At 39.5% G+C, this 16,899-nt stretch carries 16 protein-coding genes; 10 read left to right on the forward strand and 6 right to left on the reverse strand.

Going from position 1 to position 16,899, the window contains the following annotated elements:
• Nucleotides 1-307: 307 nt before the first annotated feature.
• Together AAC073_RS16430 and AAC073_RS16435 are read left to right on the forward strand one after the other, a co-directional pair.
• On the forward strand, nt 308-778 hold the full coding sequence (locus AAC073_RS16430; RefSeq protein WP_339924882.1) for a nucleoside triphosphate pyrophosphohydrolase family protein: 471 nt from the start codon (nt 308-310) through the stop codon (nt 776-778).
• Between the two features lie 399 nt (nt 779-1,177).
• A complete protein-coding gene (locus AAC073_RS16435; protein WP_339924883.1) occupies nt 1,178-2,506 on the forward strand; it encodes a Na+/H+ antiporter NhaC family protein in 1,329 nt (442 codons plus the stop codon).
• 401 nt (nt 2,507-2,907) lie between these two features.
• Here AAC073_RS16435 and AAC073_RS16440 read toward each other — a convergent pair whose 3' ends face one another.
• Both AAC073_RS16440 and AAC073_RS16445 read right to left on the reverse strand, forming a co-directional pair.
• On the reverse strand, nt 2,908-3,732 hold the full coding sequence (locus AAC073_RS16440) for a helix-turn-helix domain-containing protein (RefSeq protein WP_339924884.1): 825 nt from the start codon (nt 3,730-3,732) through the stop codon (nt 2,908-2,910).
• A 487-nt stretch (nt 3,733-4,219) separates the two neighbouring features.
• Nucleotides 4,220-6,400, reverse strand: coding sequence for a S9 family peptidase (locus AAC073_RS16445; RefSeq protein ID WP_339924885.1), 2,181 nt, complete (start codon nt 6,398-6,400; stop codon nt 4,220-4,222).
• 309 nt (nt 6,401-6,709) lie between these two features.
• On the opposite strand from AAC073_RS16445, the gene AAC073_RS16450 reads away from it, so the two are divergent.
• Complete coding sequence (locus AAC073_RS16450) at nt 6,710-7,813, forward strand: serine hydrolase domain-containing protein (protein ID WP_339924886.1); 1,104 nt, start codon at nt 6,710-6,712, stop codon at nt 7,811-7,813.
• Nucleotides 7,814-7,870: 57 nt separating this feature from the next.
• Here the strand turns inward: AAC073_RS16450 and AAC073_RS16455 are convergent, their stop codons facing one another.
• The gene (locus AAC073_RS16455; RefSeq protein ID WP_339924887.1) at nt 7,871-8,647 is read right to left on the reverse strand and encodes a type III pantothenate kinase; all 777 of its coding nucleotides are present in this window, start codon (nt 8,645-8,647) and stop codon (nt 7,871-7,873) included.
• A gap of 130 nt (nt 8,648-8,777) precedes the next feature.
• On the opposite strand from AAC073_RS16455, the gene AAC073_RS16460 reads away from it, so the two are divergent.
• From AAC073_RS16460 to AAC073_RS16470, 3 genes are all read left to right on the forward strand, one after another.
• Complete coding sequence (locus tag AAC073_RS16460; RefSeq protein ID WP_339924888.1) at nt 8,778-9,251, forward strand: GNAT family N-acetyltransferase; 474 nt, start codon at nt 8,778-8,780, stop codon at nt 9,249-9,251.
• Nucleotides 9,252-9,461: 210 nt separating this feature from the next.
• Nucleotides 9,462-10,562 (forward strand): VWA domain-containing protein, encoded by a 1,101-nt coding sequence (locus AAC073_RS16465; protein ID WP_339924889.1) that lies wholly within the window; start codon nt 9,462-9,464, stop codon nt 10,560-10,562.
• Between the two features lie 3 nt (nt 10,563-10,565).
• Nucleotides 10,566-12,095 (forward strand): magnesium chelatase, encoded by a 1,530-nt coding sequence (locus AAC073_RS16470; protein WP_339924890.1) that lies wholly within the window; start codon nt 10,566-10,568, stop codon nt 12,093-12,095.
• Between the two features lie 199 nt (nt 12,096-12,294).
• Here AAC073_RS16470 and AAC073_RS16475 read toward each other — a convergent pair whose 3' ends face one another.
• Together AAC073_RS16475 and AAC073_RS16480 are read right to left on the reverse strand one after the other, a co-directional pair.
• On the reverse strand, nt 12,295-12,504 hold the full coding sequence (locus AAC073_RS16475) for a DUF2892 domain-containing protein (protein ID WP_339924891.1): 210 nt from the start codon (nt 12,502-12,504) through the stop codon (nt 12,295-12,297).
• Nucleotides 12,505-12,663: 159 nt separating this feature from the next.
• On the reverse strand, nt 12,664-13,512 hold the full coding sequence (locus tag AAC073_RS16480; RefSeq protein ID WP_339924892.1) for an alpha/beta hydrolase: 849 nt from the start codon (nt 13,510-13,512) through the stop codon (nt 12,664-12,666).
• Nucleotides 13,513-13,713: 201 nt separating this feature from the next.
• On the opposite strand from AAC073_RS16480, the gene AAC073_RS16485 reads away from it, so the two are divergent.
• The 4 genes from AAC073_RS16485 (at nt 13,714) to AAC073_RS16500 (ending at nt 16,326) form a co-directional block, all read left to right on the forward strand.
• The gene (locus AAC073_RS16485) at nt 13,714-14,241 is read left to right on the forward strand and encodes a DinB family protein (protein ID WP_339924893.1); all 528 of its coding nucleotides are present in this window, start codon (nt 13,714-13,716) and stop codon (nt 14,239-14,241) included.
• Between the two features lie 77 nt (nt 14,242-14,318).
• Nucleotides 14,319-14,822: a rhodanese-like domain-containing protein gene (locus AAC073_RS16490; protein WP_339924894.1), complete on the forward strand. Its 504-nt coding sequence runs from the start codon at nt 14,319-14,321 to the stop codon at nt 14,820-14,822.
• A gap of 59 nt (nt 14,823-14,881) precedes the next feature.
• Nucleotides 14,882-15,553, forward strand: coding sequence for a haloacid dehalogenase type II (locus AAC073_RS16495; protein WP_339924895.1), 672 nt, complete (start codon nt 14,882-14,884; stop codon nt 15,551-15,553).
• Nucleotides 15,554-15,567: 14 nt separating this feature from the next.
• On the forward strand, nt 15,568-16,326 hold the full coding sequence (locus AAC073_RS16500) for a DUF547 domain-containing protein (protein WP_339924896.1): 759 nt from the start codon (nt 15,568-15,570) through the stop codon (nt 16,324-16,326).
• 20 nt (nt 16,327-16,346) lie between these two features.
• On the opposite strand, the gene AAC073_RS16505 is transcribed toward AAC073_RS16500, so the two are convergent.
• On the reverse strand, nt 16,347-16,859 hold the full coding sequence (locus AAC073_RS16505; protein ID WP_339924897.1) for a hypothetical protein: 513 nt from the start codon (nt 16,857-16,859) through the stop codon (nt 16,347-16,349).
• Nucleotides 16,860-16,899 lie beyond the last annotated feature (40 nt).

Below are 16,899 nucleotides of genomic sequence, written 5' to 3' on the forward strand. Positions count from 1 at the left end.
GCACCGAAAATTCAGGACTGATTAAGGGAAAATTGTGGCCCAAAACATAAATGACTAATAAACTGTGGTTTACAGAAAATAAAAATTTTTAATATATATATCCTGTATCCAGTTATAGCTATTTATCAGAATTTAGGGAAAAATAGCCTGTAATACTACCATTTCATTTATCTAAAACGAAACTTAAATCGTTCGTTTTAGGGTTGTTCAGCTCCTTCCCAAATGCTATTTTTGTACATTTTATCTTAAATTGATTGGTTTCATAAGCAGAGATTATTTTTCTTTGGCACTGAAAAATAATTTTATCATGAAAGATCCCCAAACTTTAACAGCCGTAGCTCGCTTTCACCAAACCTTCAAACACCCCATTCTTCCTTCACCTGTTATACCTGAAGCCAAAAGGTGCAAACTTCGCGTATCCTTAATCGCCGAAGAGTTAAAGGAATTGGAAGAAGCTATTGCCAATGATGACTTGGTAGAAGTTGCTGATGCCTTGTGCGACATTCAATATGTATTGTCCGGAGCCATATTGGAATTCGGCTTAGCAGATAAATTCAAAACCCTTTTTGACGAAGTGCAACGATCCAATATGAGCAAAGCTTGTAAAACTGAAAAGGAAGCCATAGATACTGTGGCCCATTACGAAGGTAAAGGCACAAATTGTTACTATATAAAAACAGACGATGTCTACCTGGTTTATCGCAAGGAAGACAATAAGACGCTTAAATCAATTAACTACTCCCCTGCTGATTTGACAACAATTTTGAAAACCCCCTAACCATTTACCTTTCATTGGACCGGCAATAGTTTCCACACTGTTGTCCGGATTCATTGATTTTTTTAACAGACTAAATCACGAAATAGAAGGTTAATTGCCTATTCCAAGCTAAACCTACTGTAGCACAAAACCTTTAACATCAGTCAGAATTCCATTTTTTATCTCTATATTATTCATACAATCAATTGATTGTATTTTATTTTTAAATTTATTAAAATTTAATAGAGAAATCCAGTTACATTATTGCAGTAATTACACTTAACCTTCTAATACTCATTCTGCTCCTAAGCACTTGAATAACCTGAACCTTACCAAAGTTGAGATCTCTTGGAAATGAATTAACTACACCCCTTTATTCCATATATCCAGTGACCTGCCCTGAATCCAATTGACAAGCAAATGAAAAATTTCCCAAATGCATTCGTAATTATTTTAGCAGTAATCGTTTTCTCCTGGGCACTTACTTTTATCGTTCCACAAGGCGTCTACGATAGAGAAATAAATGCAGAAACGGGTTTGGAAGAAGTGATCAATAACTCTTACAAGGAAATAGATGGTGAAAATCTTTCTGTTTTTGACTTGCTTTTGGCTATACCCAGAGGGATTATTGGCAGGGCTGATATCATCGTCTTGATTCTTCTATTGGGGGGTTGCTTCTATATAATAGAAAAAACAGGGGCATTGTCTCAAGGTTTAGCAAAATTGGTTTCTGCATTAGAAGGCAGGGAAGTTATTGCTTTGCTAATTGTGTCTGCTTTTTTCACTGCTGGAGGAGCTACTATTGGACTTCAGGAGGAGGTCATTGCACTCACGCCTATGTTATTACTTTTCGGGAGGAGCCTTGGCTATAACACATATACTACTCTTTATATAAGCTATGGTTCTTCGGTACTGGGGAGTAGCTTTAGCCCTGCAAACCCTTTCGCAGTGATGATTGCTCAGAAGGTAGCCGGGCTTCCCTTACTTTCAGGAAGTGGATTAAGGCTGATTTTTTTAGGCATCGCTTTTACTATTTGGATATTATTCATTATTCGCTATGCTAGAAATAACCCCATTGCTAAAGTTGCCTCCCACCAGAATGAGAAGGTTAGTAATAGAAGTAAAATTATCCTAAGCCTATTGGCTTTAACCTTTGGGACTGTCACTTATGGTCTTCTCAGTCTTGGCTGGGGTTTTGAAGAACTTGCGGCCTGCTTTTTTGCCTTGGGTATAGTTGCAGGGTTAATTGGTAAATTGGGCATTAACCAGACAGGTGAAGCCTATGTAGCAGGGTTTAAAGAGATGATTTTCGCCTCGGTAATTATAGGGCTGGCCAATAGTATTACGATTGTATTGGAACAAGGGCTCATAATCGATTCTATTGTTTATGGCCTATTTGGCCCATTAAAAAACATCCAACCTACCATCTCTGCCATTTTAATGATGTGCTCTCATTTGGTATTGCACCTACCTATTCCCAGTTATTCAGGTCAGGCTATACTGACCTTGCCTATTCTTGTCCCTCTTTCGGACTTGATAGGGCTTTCCCGACAAACCTGTGTATTGGCCTATCAGTATGGTGCAGTTATGGCCGACCTTGTCGTCCCCACCAATGGGACCTTAATGGCAGTGTTAGCCATCAGTGGTATCTCCTATAATAATTGGATAAAATTTGTCTTGAAACCTATGGTCTTAATGCTGATTTTGGCTGCAATTGCCATTTTTACGGCTGTAGTAATTGGATACTAGTAAGCGCAAACCTATGAGTAAAAAAGTTTAATTATAAACACCCTTACCTGCCCTCTCCTTCGGCTCCGAACAGGAACCGGCGAGGATATTCTCACACTCTGGTCGAAGTTGGAGCGGTAGCGGAAACTTCGTCCCATCATAATCCAAGTTTTCAACTTGAAAGTAAATTAATCATTTTGATTTTCACTAAAATAAAAGCTCAACATCTATTTTTTAAAGTTAATTTCAAAAATCTAGACATGATAGTTTTATGGGCAGAAAATAGGTATTCCATGATTCCCGTGAACTTTATTTCGTAAGTTTTGCTATTGTAAATCTAAATTATGAAAGTTGAAAACTTTACTCATTTTAGGCCTAAGTTACGCTCCGCCAAACTTAGACCAGTAAAGGTAAATTTTGCCTTATTTTTTTTCCCTGAAATCTGTGGGAGAAATTCCCTCATGGTTTTTAAAAAACCTGCTAAAAGACTGAATGTCCTGAAATCCCAACTCATAGCCAATCTCCGAAACATCCTTGTCTGAATAGAACAACAACCTTCTAGCTTCCAACATAATTCTTTCCTGAATCACCTGTAAAGGGGTTTTTTCACATAGCTTTTTGAAGGTATTAGAGATGGTTTTAGGGGCTTTAAACAGCAAGTCTGAATACTCGGCCACCGTATGCTTTTCTCTGAAATGCGTCTCCACCAGATAGTTAAACTCCCTAAATAAGTCATTCTGTTTGGGGGTAGGACTTTCATGAAAATTTTGCCTCTTGAAAATCCTTGTGCAAAGAATAAGTATTCTTTTAAGCATCATTTGCAGCATCTCCAGTTGAAGGTCATCCTTCATTTCAAATTCTAAAACAGCCATTTTCCAGGCAGTTTCCAATATTTCCAGTTCCTTGTCGGCTGCTTTAATAATGGGTGGAGTTGCTGCTCCATAATACAACACCCCTTTGCAACTGACCTCACTGTCATGATCCAGAATGCAATAAAACTGCCGATTAAACCTTAGTAAATTAATGGTATTAATTTTCTTGAATTCCAGTTTATTGAGCTGCGACAAGCTTAATAGCTCATTTTTATTGAAAGTATAAGGGATCCCATCTATTAACAACTTGTTATTGTCTGAAGTAAACCAGATCAATTTCAAAACCTCAGGCAGGCTTTCTAAGAGGTGTTTACAATTAGAAGAGTCAATTGCCTGAATTTCAAAATATTCGTTTTGCTTGCCTGTATATATCATCTTTGGTAATTAAGCCGACTTTGAACTGTTATCAAATCCATAACGGCTTTTACTGGTCGAAGTTACCGCTGTCGCTCAAACTTGGACCCAGGTGGCTAGTTTCTATCCCCGGCGGCTGAGCGGAGTCGAAGCCATAGGGTGACGTGTATGAAATGCCTACTTCTTCGGCTCCGCTCAGGAACCGGCAAAAATCTTATTGCTAAAGTTATTTTCAAAAATCTAGATATGATAGATTTAAGGGCAGAAAATAGGTATTCCATGATTCCCGTGAACTTTATTTCGTAAGTTTTGCTACTTGAGGTTTAGTATTGAAAGTTGAAAACTTTCGTCATTTTAGGTCTAAGTTACGCTCCGCTAAACTTAGACCAGGCCGAGATCAGATGGGATATTACTAGCCGGTTCCTGAGCGGAAGGATTATGCATAACGTGCTCATTACCCTATGGTTTCGACTACGCTCAACCGCCGGGAGGGGCCGATCAAAAGCCATTACAATTTCTCTTTCACGTAATTCGTCAGCATTTTATACAGGTGCCAGGTAGTGTTGCCACCATGAATGCCATGGTTTCTATTGGGATAATAAAAGCTGTCAAACTGCTTGTCTGCAACGATTAATGCATCTACCAAAGCCACACTGTTTTGAAAATGCACATTGTCATCACCCGTTCCATGTACCAACAGAAAGTTGCCTTTAAGCTTGTTGACATGGTTGATAGGACTGTAGTCATCGTATCCGGCAGGGTTTAACTGAGGAGTCTGCAAAAAACGCTCGGTATAGATGGTGTCATAGTACCTCCAGGTAGTTACCGGTGCCACGGCCATGGCTGTTTTAAAAGTTTCATTGCCAATCATCAGGGCTAGGGATGACATATAGCCACCATAGGACCAGCCCCATATTCCAATCCGGTCTTCATTTACATAGGGCAACTTAGCTAGGTATTTCGCTCCTGCTATTTGGTCTTCTGTTTCCAGTTTTCCCAACTGATTGTAAGTGCTGTGCTTGAAGTCCCGGCCTCTTCCTCCGGTACCTCTATTGTCTATTCCCGCCACAATATATCCCTCGGAAGCCAGGTGCTGGTGCCACCAATCACGGGTACCTCCCCAACTGTTCATTACTGTCTGAGAACCGGGTCCCCCGTAAACATATATCAACACCGGATAGGTTTTTGCCGGATCAAAATCAGCAGGCTTTATCATATAACCATTAAGAGGGGTGCCATCGATGGTTTTGAAGTCAAAAAACTCCTTCGGGAGATAGGCAAATTCCTGTATTTTCTCCTGAAGCGCTTGATTGTTTTCCAGTACTTTAATCTCTTTGCCCTTATTGTCACAAAGAACAGTTTGCAAGGGTAGCGAAACGGTGCTGTAAGCGTCAATATAATACTGCTGATCGGGACTCATGTTTATGGAATGCGTACCTTTTTGAGGTGTAAGTATTTTTTTCCTTTTCCCATTTAGGTTAATGGAATAAAAATGCCTCTCCATAGGAGACTGCTCTGTTGACACATAATACACTTTCCCCCCTTCACTATCAACTGCCACCAATTCGGTCACTTCCCATTCACCACTTGTAATTTGACCGGTTTGGTTTCCTTCAAGGTCATATTGGTAGATGTGTTTGAAACCATCTTTTTCCGAAGTACTAATGAAACCCTTTCCTTCTGGAAGGAAAAGAAAATTATCATTGAAATCCATGTCCACATAGGTATCTGATGTCTCAGAAAGAATGTTTTTGGTTTCACCTGTTTGGCTATTTGCAAACAAGATATCCATTTGGTTTTGTAGCCTGTTTAAACGAATAACAGCTAGGGTATTGTTGTCTTCTGCCCAATACATTCTGGGCAAATAAATGTCTGTATCAGCGCCGGTATCCACAGTTTGCGTCTGCTCATTTTCCAGGTGGTAAATTTGGATACTTACCAATGCATTATTCTCCCCAGCCTTAGGGTATTTAAAATGTTCGTCTTCGGGATACAATTCTCCCCACTTTTGCATGTTAAAAAGTGGCACTTCTCTTTCATCAAATCGGATAAAGGCCAGCTGTTGACCATCATTGGACCAGAAAAAAGCCTTGGACATGGAAAATTCCTCTTCATAAACCCAGTCGGCAGCCCCATTGATGATTGCATTTTTGGCTCCATCCGAAGTCACTTGTACCTTATCATCCGTTTGAAGATCCAAGTAATACAGGTTATTCTCCTTTACATAAGCAACTTTTTTGTTGTCTGGAGAAAGGGTGGCATAGGAAATTTTGTCTCCATTCTCCAATTCTTTCAAGGTACCGCTTTCTAAGTCAAGCAAATGATAAGTCGCTTTGGTAGACCTTCTGTAGATGGGTTCCACCTCTGATCCAAGTAAGGCCATGCTCTCCTCCGGATTGAAGGCATAATTGCTGAAATCAAGCCCCAATTCCCTACCATCAATTAGGATTTCACTCTCTTCACCGGTAGCCACATTTATTTTTACTACTTGGGAAAATCCTGCCACCTTTTTTAAACTGCTGTAGTATTTCCCATCCTTCATCCAGTTGATGCCTTGAACAGTTTTGGGGGTGAAAACCTGGTCTTTAATTACCGCTTCAAGTGTTATTTTATTATCCTGTGCCAATCCACTAGTTGTAAAGAGTAAGACAAAGGCCAAAAAAGCCTGTATTTTAAGGTATTGTTTCATATTTTTCTCCTTTTAGCCGGCTGTCCAAAAGACATCCCAGCTGATATGATGCCCAAAGGTAATTAAACGGTAATTACTTTAAAAACCACCACCATTCCAATAATGTTTTGTTATGGAAATGAATGGTGATACTGCTTGTCTCCTTTAAAAGGATGCATTTACAAAACGATATAGGGCAATGTCTTCTTTTAAAATGAACACCCATTAATAGATTGATAAACAGCCAATTATTACCTCACATTCTTCCCAATTCTAAGGAATTAATATATTATTTCATTATCTTCAAATCCAAGCATACCAAAAGCCCTCATGTCGAAATTAAAATTTTTTGTTCTAATAGCCCTTATTGGTTTCGGTTGCGAAGAAAAACCAGTAGCGGTTAACTTTCAGCAAGCCTATAAAGGTAAAATTACTGAAGGCCAATCAAAATTGATCCATACCGAAGCAAAAGGATTTTTTAACCAAACCCAACTTTCCATTGCCATTATAAAGAATGGAGAGCCTAGCTATTATGGAGTGAAAATAGAAAATGACACCTTGTTCTCCGTAGAGAACCAAGATCGGGTCTTTGAAATCGGATCTATCTCTAAGGTCTTTACCGCTACATTACTGGCAGCCTTAAGCCTCGAAGGCAAGCTAAACCTCAATGACCCTGCCAGTAAATATTTGCCGTGGAAACTCAATAACACAGCTGAATTTACCCTGCAACAACTTTCGAACCACAGTTCAGGCTTACCCAGGCTCCCTGATAACCTGATCCTTTCAGAAGTGGATACAGCCAATCCCTACAAAGATTATGGGGAAGAAAAATTGAGAATATACCTCACAGAACAGCTAGAATTAAAACAGGAACCCGGACTAAAATTCGACTATTCAAATTTGGGAGTAGGACTATTGGGTTATATTCTGACCAAGATAGATTCTTCCAGCTATGAGGTAATGTTGCAAAGTAGAATTACCCAACCATTGCAAATGAAGTCCACCACTATCGAAAGAGAAAAGGTATCGAATCAACTAGTCAAAGGTCTGGACGTAGAAGGTCAGGTTACTCCCAACTGGGATTTAAATGTTTTACAAGGTGCCGGGGCCATTTTATCTAATACACAAGATCTGACTAAATTTACCCTTGCTCAATTCAACCCGGCCAATCAGGCATTGGCGCTTACACAAAAGAAAACATTCTCTATTAACCCTCTTGAAAATTCCATTGGGCTAGGCTGGATAATTGTAAATAAAAAAGTAGGCAAATGGTTTTTGCATAGTGGTGGAACAGGAGGCTACACTTCTTATATCACCCTGAATTTAGAAAAGAAAAATGCCGTTATCATTTTATCCAATGTCTCTGGTTTTTCAGAGGATGGGGTAAACATTTCAAATCTAGGTTCGCGATTAATGGAAATCATCGAAGACTGATTCCGTCCTTCCATATATCCTTAAATTTCTTAAACAGGGTTCCAAGAAGAAATGCACTTAATTATCCAAATTAAGCCTTGTGATCTCATAAATTCCTTTTAAAGTCAGGTTGACATCCACATTATTAAATCTTTCGCCCAAGTGCCCCATCAATGAGGACATGCCTCCGGTAACAAGCAGCTGATATTTGCAATTTGTTTCCTTCTCAATGGCCTCCACCATTCCCTTGACCAAACCCGAGTATCCATAAAAAATACCTGCCTGAATGGCGTGAACCGTATCTTTTCCCAAGGCAGATTCAGGCAATTTCAATGCTACTTTTGGCAGTTTCGCTGTGTTATTGAACAATGAATTGATCGCCGTTTTTATACCCGGAACGATATTGACTCCTATAACCTCTCCCTTATCATCTACCACACTAAAGGTCAATGCCGTTCCAAAATCCACAATGATACAGGCGGAACTAAAACGCAAATAAGCTGCGGTTATGTTGGCCATCAGGTCAGTACCTATTTCTGTTGGGTTTAGGGCAGAAACCGGTAATTTTTCATAGCTGTATTCATTGACAATGAACGGGGTTTTACCAAAAAACCGCTGGCAAAACTGCACCAAAACCGGTTCCAAATCCGGAACAACAGTACTTAGCCCAATTTGATCCACCAAGTCCACATTCCACCCCTTTTCAAGGAAAAAAAGGCCTACTTTTCTTTCCAAAGAAAAAACTTTCAGGTCCTTTTTTGTTGGTATTCTAAGCACTTCTTTCCAGGAAGCATTTACCTCGTGGTAAAAACCAAATACTATATTTGAATTCCCTGCATCAATAGATAAAAACATAAGTTGGTGAATTAAGGGTCAAAGATTAAAAATAGTAAGTAAAGCAGTAATTATGAATTGGTCAATAATATTTTTCAGAAAGGCTGGACGGGTTAAAGGTAAAGTTGCTCAATTTTATTAATTTCAAGTTATGTATACTGTAAGAAAAGGAAAAAAAGAGGACTTACCCGCCATTCTTGAATTGATCAAAGAACTGGCGCTTTATGAGAAAGCACCAGATGAGGTGACCAATACGCTTGAAATGATGGAAAAAGATGGGTTTGGCCCGGAACCTGTGTTTGGTTTTTTCGTTGTCCAAAAAGGAGAAGAAAAAACCATTATCGGAACAGCCATTTATTATTTCCGGTACAGCACCTGGAAAGGCAAACGCTTGTATTTGGAAGACTACATTATCACTGAAAAAGAGCGTGGCAAAGGTGCCGGAAAACTACTTTTCGAAAGGGTGCTCGCTAAATCCCTGGAAGACGACTGTACCGGAATGATGTGGCAAGTATTGGATTGGAATGAACCAGCGATAAATTTTTACAAAAAATATGGGGCCAGTATGGAAGAGGAGTGGATCAACTGCAACCTTCAGTCTGAAGAAATCCGAAAGCTTATTTAAAAGTGTGTTTATAGGTAATGCTCAAAATAGCATAAGGGAATTATGCCTAAGTTAGAGTACTACTTTGAAGTCACGAAAATGACTATTATTTGCTGATCTTGATGTGATTCCTTTACTCAATAGGAAGGCCTTTGTTTGTTTCAAAACCAAATTCCTAAAAGGTATTTGGCCAAAATTAAACCTCATGCCCATAATTCTTGTTACCCTACTATGAAAGGATTTAGATTCAGCGAATTTGTCCCCCAGAAGGACGAAGATAAAAATACTTTTGAGCAGCTTTTGGACATTTTTCTTCAGTTGGTCACCATGACGGGTGGAGATGCTGCTGAGGCACTTAGCTGGCTCACCGATTTGGACAAGCGATACAATATGACCAAGCCAGGGTATGGTATTGGAGACTTTATTGAGGACCTGAAGAGCAAAGGCTACCTGGATGAAAAACAGGGAAACGGAGGTTTTAAAATCACCGGAAAAGCAGAACAGTCCATCCGAAAAAGCGCACTGGAAGAAATATTTGGAAAGCTTAAGCGAGGAAAAGGGGGGCAACACAAAACCAACCATACAGGACCAGGAGAGGAGAGAGGTACCGATCGCAGGCCCTTCTCATTTGGCGACAACCTCGACCAGATAGCCCTCACAGATTCATTGAGAAACGCCCAGATCAACCATGGGTTTTCTGGTGACTTTCTACTTACAGAAAGTGACCTAGAAGTAGTGGAGAGTGAGGCCAGTACCCAGACTTCCACCGTGTTGATGATAGACATTTCTCATAGCATGATCCTTTACGGAGAGGACCGGATAACGCCCGCCAAAAAAGTGGCCATGGCTTTGGCGGAATTGGTCAAAACCCGATATCCAAAGGATACACTTGATGTAATTGTCTTTGGCAATGATGCCTGGCAAATTGAAATAAAAGACCTGCCTTACCTTCAGGTAGGCCCTTACCATACCAATACGGTAGCAGGTTTGGAATTGGCCATGGACCTGCTCAGAAGAAGAAAAAATCCCAACAAGCAAATATTTATGATCACCGATGGGAAACCTACCTGTCTGAAGGTGGGCATCAAATATTATAAAAACAGCTTTGGCATAGACAGCAAAATTCTCAAAGAAACGTTAAAACTCGCTGCCCAGTGCAGAAAAATGAAAATCCCAGTGACCACCTTTATGATCGCCTCCGATCCCTACCTGAAGGAGTTTGTAAAGGAATTCACCACTGTAAATAATGGCAATGCCTATTATAGCAATTTACAGGGGCTGGGACATTTAATTTTTGAAGATTACAAAAGAAATAGAACGAAACGTTTTTAAAACATGGAATACACAGAAATGAGCAATAAAGATTTATTGAAAATAAAAACACTGGGACAATTAAGAGCATTTGGTTATACTCCCAAATCCATCAAAGAAGAACTTAGAAGTAACCTCATTCAAAAAATCAAGAATAATGAAAACGTATTCGAAGGGGTTTGGGGTTATGAAGACACTGTTATTCCTGACATAGAAAGGGCCATTCTTTCCAAACACAATATCAACCTTTTGGGATTGCGTGGACAAGCAAAAACCAGGATTGCCAGGATGATGACCATGCTTTTGGATGATTATGTACCTGTGGTAGCAGGAGCAGAACTGAATGATGATCCTCTAAGCCCTATTTCTACCTTTGCTAAAGCATTAATCGCTGAAAAGGGTGATAACACGCCTGTGACTTGGTGGGCAAAAGAAGAGCGTTATACTGAAAAATTGGCAACGCCAGATGTGTCTGTTGCAGATTTGATAGGTGATGTGGACCCAATCAAGGCAGCAACCATGAAATTGTCCTATAATGACGAAAAAGTCATCCATTTTGGCTTGGTTCCTCGCTCAAATCGATCCATATTCGTGATCAATGAATTACCAGATTTACAGGCAAGAATACAGGTGGCACTGTTTAATATCCTTCAGGAAGGTGATATTCAGATCAGGGGTTTTAAATTAAGGCTGCCTTTGGATCTTCAATTCGTCTTTACTGCCAACCCTGAAGATTATACCAATAGGGGTAGCATTGTTACGCCTCTTAAAGACAGAATCGAAAGCCAGATCATTACCCATTACCCAAAGAGCATCACAATTGGTAGAAAAATTACCGAACAGGAAGCCAAAATTAAGGACAGGCCTATGTCTCAGATCCATGTACCTGAGCTGATGAAGGACCTGATCGAGCAAATAGCGGTAGAAGCAAGGGAAAGTGAATACGTGGATGAAAAGAGTGGCGTATCTGCCAGGCTGACCATTTCCGCTTATGAGAACCTGATTTCTGCTGCTGAACGCAGGCTATACCTTAACAATGAAACGAACACCATTGTCCGAATCGTGGACCTTATTGGCGTAATTCCTGCAATCACCGGCAAGGTAGAACTTGTCTATGAAGGAGAACAAGAAGGGGCAGGCCTCGTCGCTTATAACCTTATTGGAAAAGCCATTCGCACCATGTTTGCCCAAAACTTCCCTTCACCTGAGCAAAAAAAGAAAACGAAAGAAGGCAATCCTTATGTACTGCCACTGTCTTGGTTTGGTGAAGGCAATAGCCTGGATATACTCGCTTCTCAAAGCGACAAAGAATACAAAAAACTTCTTCACGATGTACCAGGCTTAGAAAACATCACCACAAAGTTTGTTAAAGACCTTCCTGAAATGGAAAAAGAATTTTACATGGAGTTTGCCCTGCATGGCCTGGCAGAACACAGCCAACTGAGCAAAAAATTACTGGACACCGGTATGCAGTTCAATGACCTCTTCAGCAGCATGTTTGACCTCGGAGCACCTAGTGAAGAAGAAGAGGATGAGGACTTTGATGGGCAATAAGTCCTGATTATTTAGGAGTGAGGACCTTTCCAAGCATAGGAATCATTTGCGCTTATTGTAAAACAGGAACAATTCCCGTTGGGAATTGTTCCTGTTTTTTTATGCCCTGTTTTAACCAAACCGGATAGTCGATCCGCTATTCTTTAAGGAATGAAATAAAGCTTCACAGTAGTTTAGGCATATGAATGGTATAAACTGTTTAAGATTGCTTCGTTTTGCAAGTTTTTAATCCAAACAAAGTATAGAGCGGACAGAAACTTATCAGACTGGTTAATAAAAATATTACTGCAACGACGATTAGAACAATACCAACTGTTCCCGTCACAGTGCCCGAGAAATATAGATACAATGCTACGATAGCGATAAGTGTTCTTACTATTTTGTCGGCTGATCCCATGTTTTTTGTCATGATGCTTTGGTTTTTTTATAAAAGAAAATTGAAGAGCAAGAGAGCCTATTAAAGGCTTATGCACACAATAAAAATAACTTTTATAAATCAGTATATAAGTGACTTATATCACCCAAAGCAAAATCCACCAAACAGTCTTATTGACTAAAAAAGCGGCTCTTAATTTTGACCAATAAATAGTAAAATTTCATTTACCATTCGCTTTTGTTCAGTGAAAGGCAGCAAGTGCCCTTCCTCCGGTATGGTTTTTATAGTCAACCATTTTTTCGGAATCCTTTCCTCAGAAAAATTAACGTTTCCATAAGGCACCAACCCATCCTTATCCCCATGAATATGAAGGATTGGAGAATTTATTTGATCCCAGCTATTTATAAAAGTCCGAAGTTCTTCTTCATGAGAATACTTTTCATCGGCCGCAACACGAAGGGACTTAGAAACCAACCATCGGGTACTTTTATACAAAGCCAGTTTGCCAAACCACAAGTATTTTTCTTGTTCCGGATCCAAGGCTGGAGCGATCATCACTGACCCTGTGAGCCATTCCGGGTCCTGAATGGCTGTATAGCCGGCGATGGTTCCACCATAGGAATGTCCTATCGTGTAGACCTTCTGATTATGCCCCCTAACTTCATTCATCAATGCATCTACCGCCTCATACTGTTTGGGAATGGGTTGGTAATTGCCATAGTCAGAATAACCGTAACCAAGTCGATCAATTATGAGAATCGAAAAGTCTTTTCGTAAAGTATCTTCCTGCATATAAGATAGAAAAGCAGAAGAAGATCCGGGAGCACCATGAATAAACAGTAATATAGGTGCATTCTTGTCTCGGTTTTCGTGCCATAACCACCTGAGAGAATACTTCTCAAAATAATTGATATCAAAAGGATGGCGCTCTTTTTCCATTAACTTAACGAGGCTTTTATCACTGTCTCTGAAAGAAAAGCAGCTTGAAAAAAGTGGTAATAATAAAGACAATAGAAGGAACCTGATAGCATTTTGATTCATAAAGGTGGGTTTAATGATGAAAACGAAAACCAGCCGCTACTAGTTTTCAATTTGAAGTAAATTACTGTTGCTTAAGGCAGATTTCCCCTTTACTCCAATTATGCGACAGCTTTACCTACCTGTTAAAACCAGGTCAAAATCAGCCACTCAACCCTTTTATTATTGGTTTTTAGGGCTAAGATGTTTTAATTGCTCCCAATTATGAAAGCATTTATATATATTCAATTGACAATAATGGTTTTGGTCATGGGAAGTTCAAGTTTAAAGGCACAGGCGTATTTTTCCGATCAATTTCCTGATGTTTGGAAACGTAGCATGGACAATTCAAGGAAAATGGCTGAAGCCATGCCTGCCAACCTATATGATTACAAACCTACACCAGAAGCCATGTCCTTTAGGGATCAAATATTACATATTGCTGGTAATATCAGCTATCTTACAGCAACGATCAATGGTGAAAAAAAGTCCTTTTTTGAAAAGGAGGACACCCAGTCTTTGGATAAAGATGCTATCATCGCAATTTTGGATGCTGCCAATAACTATGTGCTTGAATTAATAAAAGAAACAGACAAAAGCCAATTAGATGAAGAAATTGTCTTTGCTAATGAGAACATGACCAAGGAAAATATTTTCTATTTGCTACGCGGGCACCAAACGCATCACCGCGCGCAATGTCTGGTTTACCTACGGTTAAATGGCATAAAAGCACCGGCTTACGTGGGATGGTAAATTGAGGAAAAGGCGTATTCGCTAAAGTATATTTAGGGTTTTAGAAATTATTAATGCCGAGATTTTGTTCTAAAACCATGAAAGTCTTATACATTCTTACTTTTTGGCTAATTACTATTTCTGCCTTGTCAGGACAGGAAACTTATGGACAAAGCTTACCGTATAAAGCATTGTTAAATAGTACCTATGACAAGAATTTTGCTTTGGTCTACCCAGACCAAAAAGAATTGATCAATGGAGCCGTTTTGTTGGACACTCGCGAAAAAAATGAATTCAATGTTAGTCATTTAAAAGGGGCTCAGTGGGTAGGTTATGATAACTTTGACATGTCTAGGGTAAAAGGAATTCCCAAAGAACAAGCCATAATAGTTTACTGCTCTATAGGCGCCAGAAGTCAGGAAATAGGCAAGAAATTAAAACAAAGTGGCTACAGTGAGGTTTATAATCTCTATGGCGGAATCTTCCATTGGGTGAACGAAAATAACCCTGTATTTCAGTTGGACAGCATCCCTACCAACAAAGTACACACCTACAACAAAATGTGGGGAGTCTGGCTAAATAAAGGTGAAAAAGTGCATTGATTGTTCTTCTATTACTTTCATTCCAGTAATTAAAGTCTCCCTTCTAAAATTCGAAAATTATGCCTTCCACACCACAATTAATAATATTTGATGTTAACGAAACCCTGCTAGATACAAAATCAATAGCAACTGCCATTAATCAAGCTATCGGGGATCCCAATGCAGCAGACAAGTGGTTCCAATCGTTGTTGCATTATTCTTTAGTTGAAACGGTGTCTGCTGGTATTGATGATTTTTCGCTGATCGCAGATGCATGCTTGGAGATGACTGCAAAAAGTTATGGCAAAGACCTTCTCCTGGAAGATAGACAAATAATTTTGAGCAAATTTAAATCCCTGTCGCCACACCCGGATGTTGCAGAAGGGCTGCAGCGCTTAAAAAATGCTGGTTTTCTAATCGTGGCCCTTAGCAATGGTACCCTGGAGGTTGTAAATGAGCAATTGAATTCGGCTGGAATTAGTCAATTTTTCGAGCGGATATTCAGCATTCAAAATGTAGGAAAATTTAAACCTCATCCTTCCACCTACAAACATGTTCTGGATAGAATGGAGATTTCCTCAGACAAGGCACTGATGGTGGCTGCCCATCCTTGGGATCTCATTGGAGCAGCCAAGGTAGGAATGCAAACCGCATTTATCCAAAGACCCGGAAAAATCAATTACTCCCTGGCTCCAAATAACAAATTTGTGGCCGAAGACTTAATTCAACTTTCAGGGCAGCTTATCAAATAACACCAAATTTTTAAATGACAAACCTATTATTTTACTTCAGTATTTTGTTAATAAACCTTTCTTGCGGAAGTTCTACCCTTGGACAAGTAGGAACCAATCCTCCAAGTCATTCTTCCTTTGATGCGCTGCTAAAATTGCATGTATCTGAACAAGGAAAGGTAGACTATAAAGGGTTTATAGCTGATGTAGACAAACTAGACACCTATTTGGCATTGCTCAGCAATAATGCGCCAGACAGAAAGGCCTGGTCAGAAGATGAACAACTCGCTTACTGGATCAATGCTTACAATGCTTACACGATAAAATTGATCATCGACCATTATCCAGTTGAGAGTATTAGGGACATCGGCCCCAAATTAAGCATTCCTCTAGTGAACACTGTTTGGCATTTGGAGTTTTTCGAAATTGGAGGGAAGCCCGCAAGTTTGGATGAAATAGAGCACAAGATACTGAGGCAAGAATTTGATGAGCCTAGGATTCATTTTGCAATCAATTGTGCCTCGATTTCCTGTCCTAGATTATGGAATCAAGCTTATTCAGCTAAAAATTTGGACGCTGAATTGGAACAAGCCGCACGTTCATTTATTAATGATCCCAATTACAATGATTTAGCAAATAATAGTGCAGTAGTTTCTAGCTTATTTTCATGGTTTTCATCCGATTTCACAAAGAATGGGAGTTTAATTGAATTTATAAACCAATATGCAGATCAACCACTAAACAAAGGGGCAAAAATCAGCTACAAGGATTACAACTGGGCTTTGAACGAATAAGATAAATCGATTGCAATGGTCTATTTAACTACCTTGATTTGGCAGGCTTTTGTGGTAGATGGAGCCACACCAAAATTATCATCCACTAGATGACGTAAACCCTGGTCTGTCAAAGAAATTTTTATCAGAGCCTGGTGGTGAATGCTATGTTCGAGGCAATAAGCAAGTTCTCTTCTGTAAGAAGATGGGACAATGCAGTCATGATCCTCCTCAAGAGAAAAGTTAGCCACCAAAGCAGCTTTTCCTACCACTTTTTCTTCATTCAAAAAATCAATCAATTTATCAATGGTGAGTATTGCCTTTTTGGCATCTTGCTCTATTGACTTATCGCGTTTTCTTTTGTCGTAATTAATTTGAGTAAGGTTTAAGCAAAAAGACTCTTTAAGGCAGGTATAAAACTCAATGATATGACGAATATGCTGACCTATGGAAGCACCTGACAATAATTCTGATTTATAGTTGTACTGCTCTGTGGACAAGCTTCCCAAAAGGAAGGAAAGTTGATTTAGATTCTGTTTACATTCAGCTTGCATGATTCTTTATTTGGGTGATTTAATACTTGTTGATACCTAG

Source organism: uncultured Cyclobacterium sp. (genome assembly GCF_963977555.1).
Classification (GTDB): Bacteria; Bacteroidota; Bacteroidia; order Cytophagales; family Cyclobacteriaceae; genus Cyclobacterium.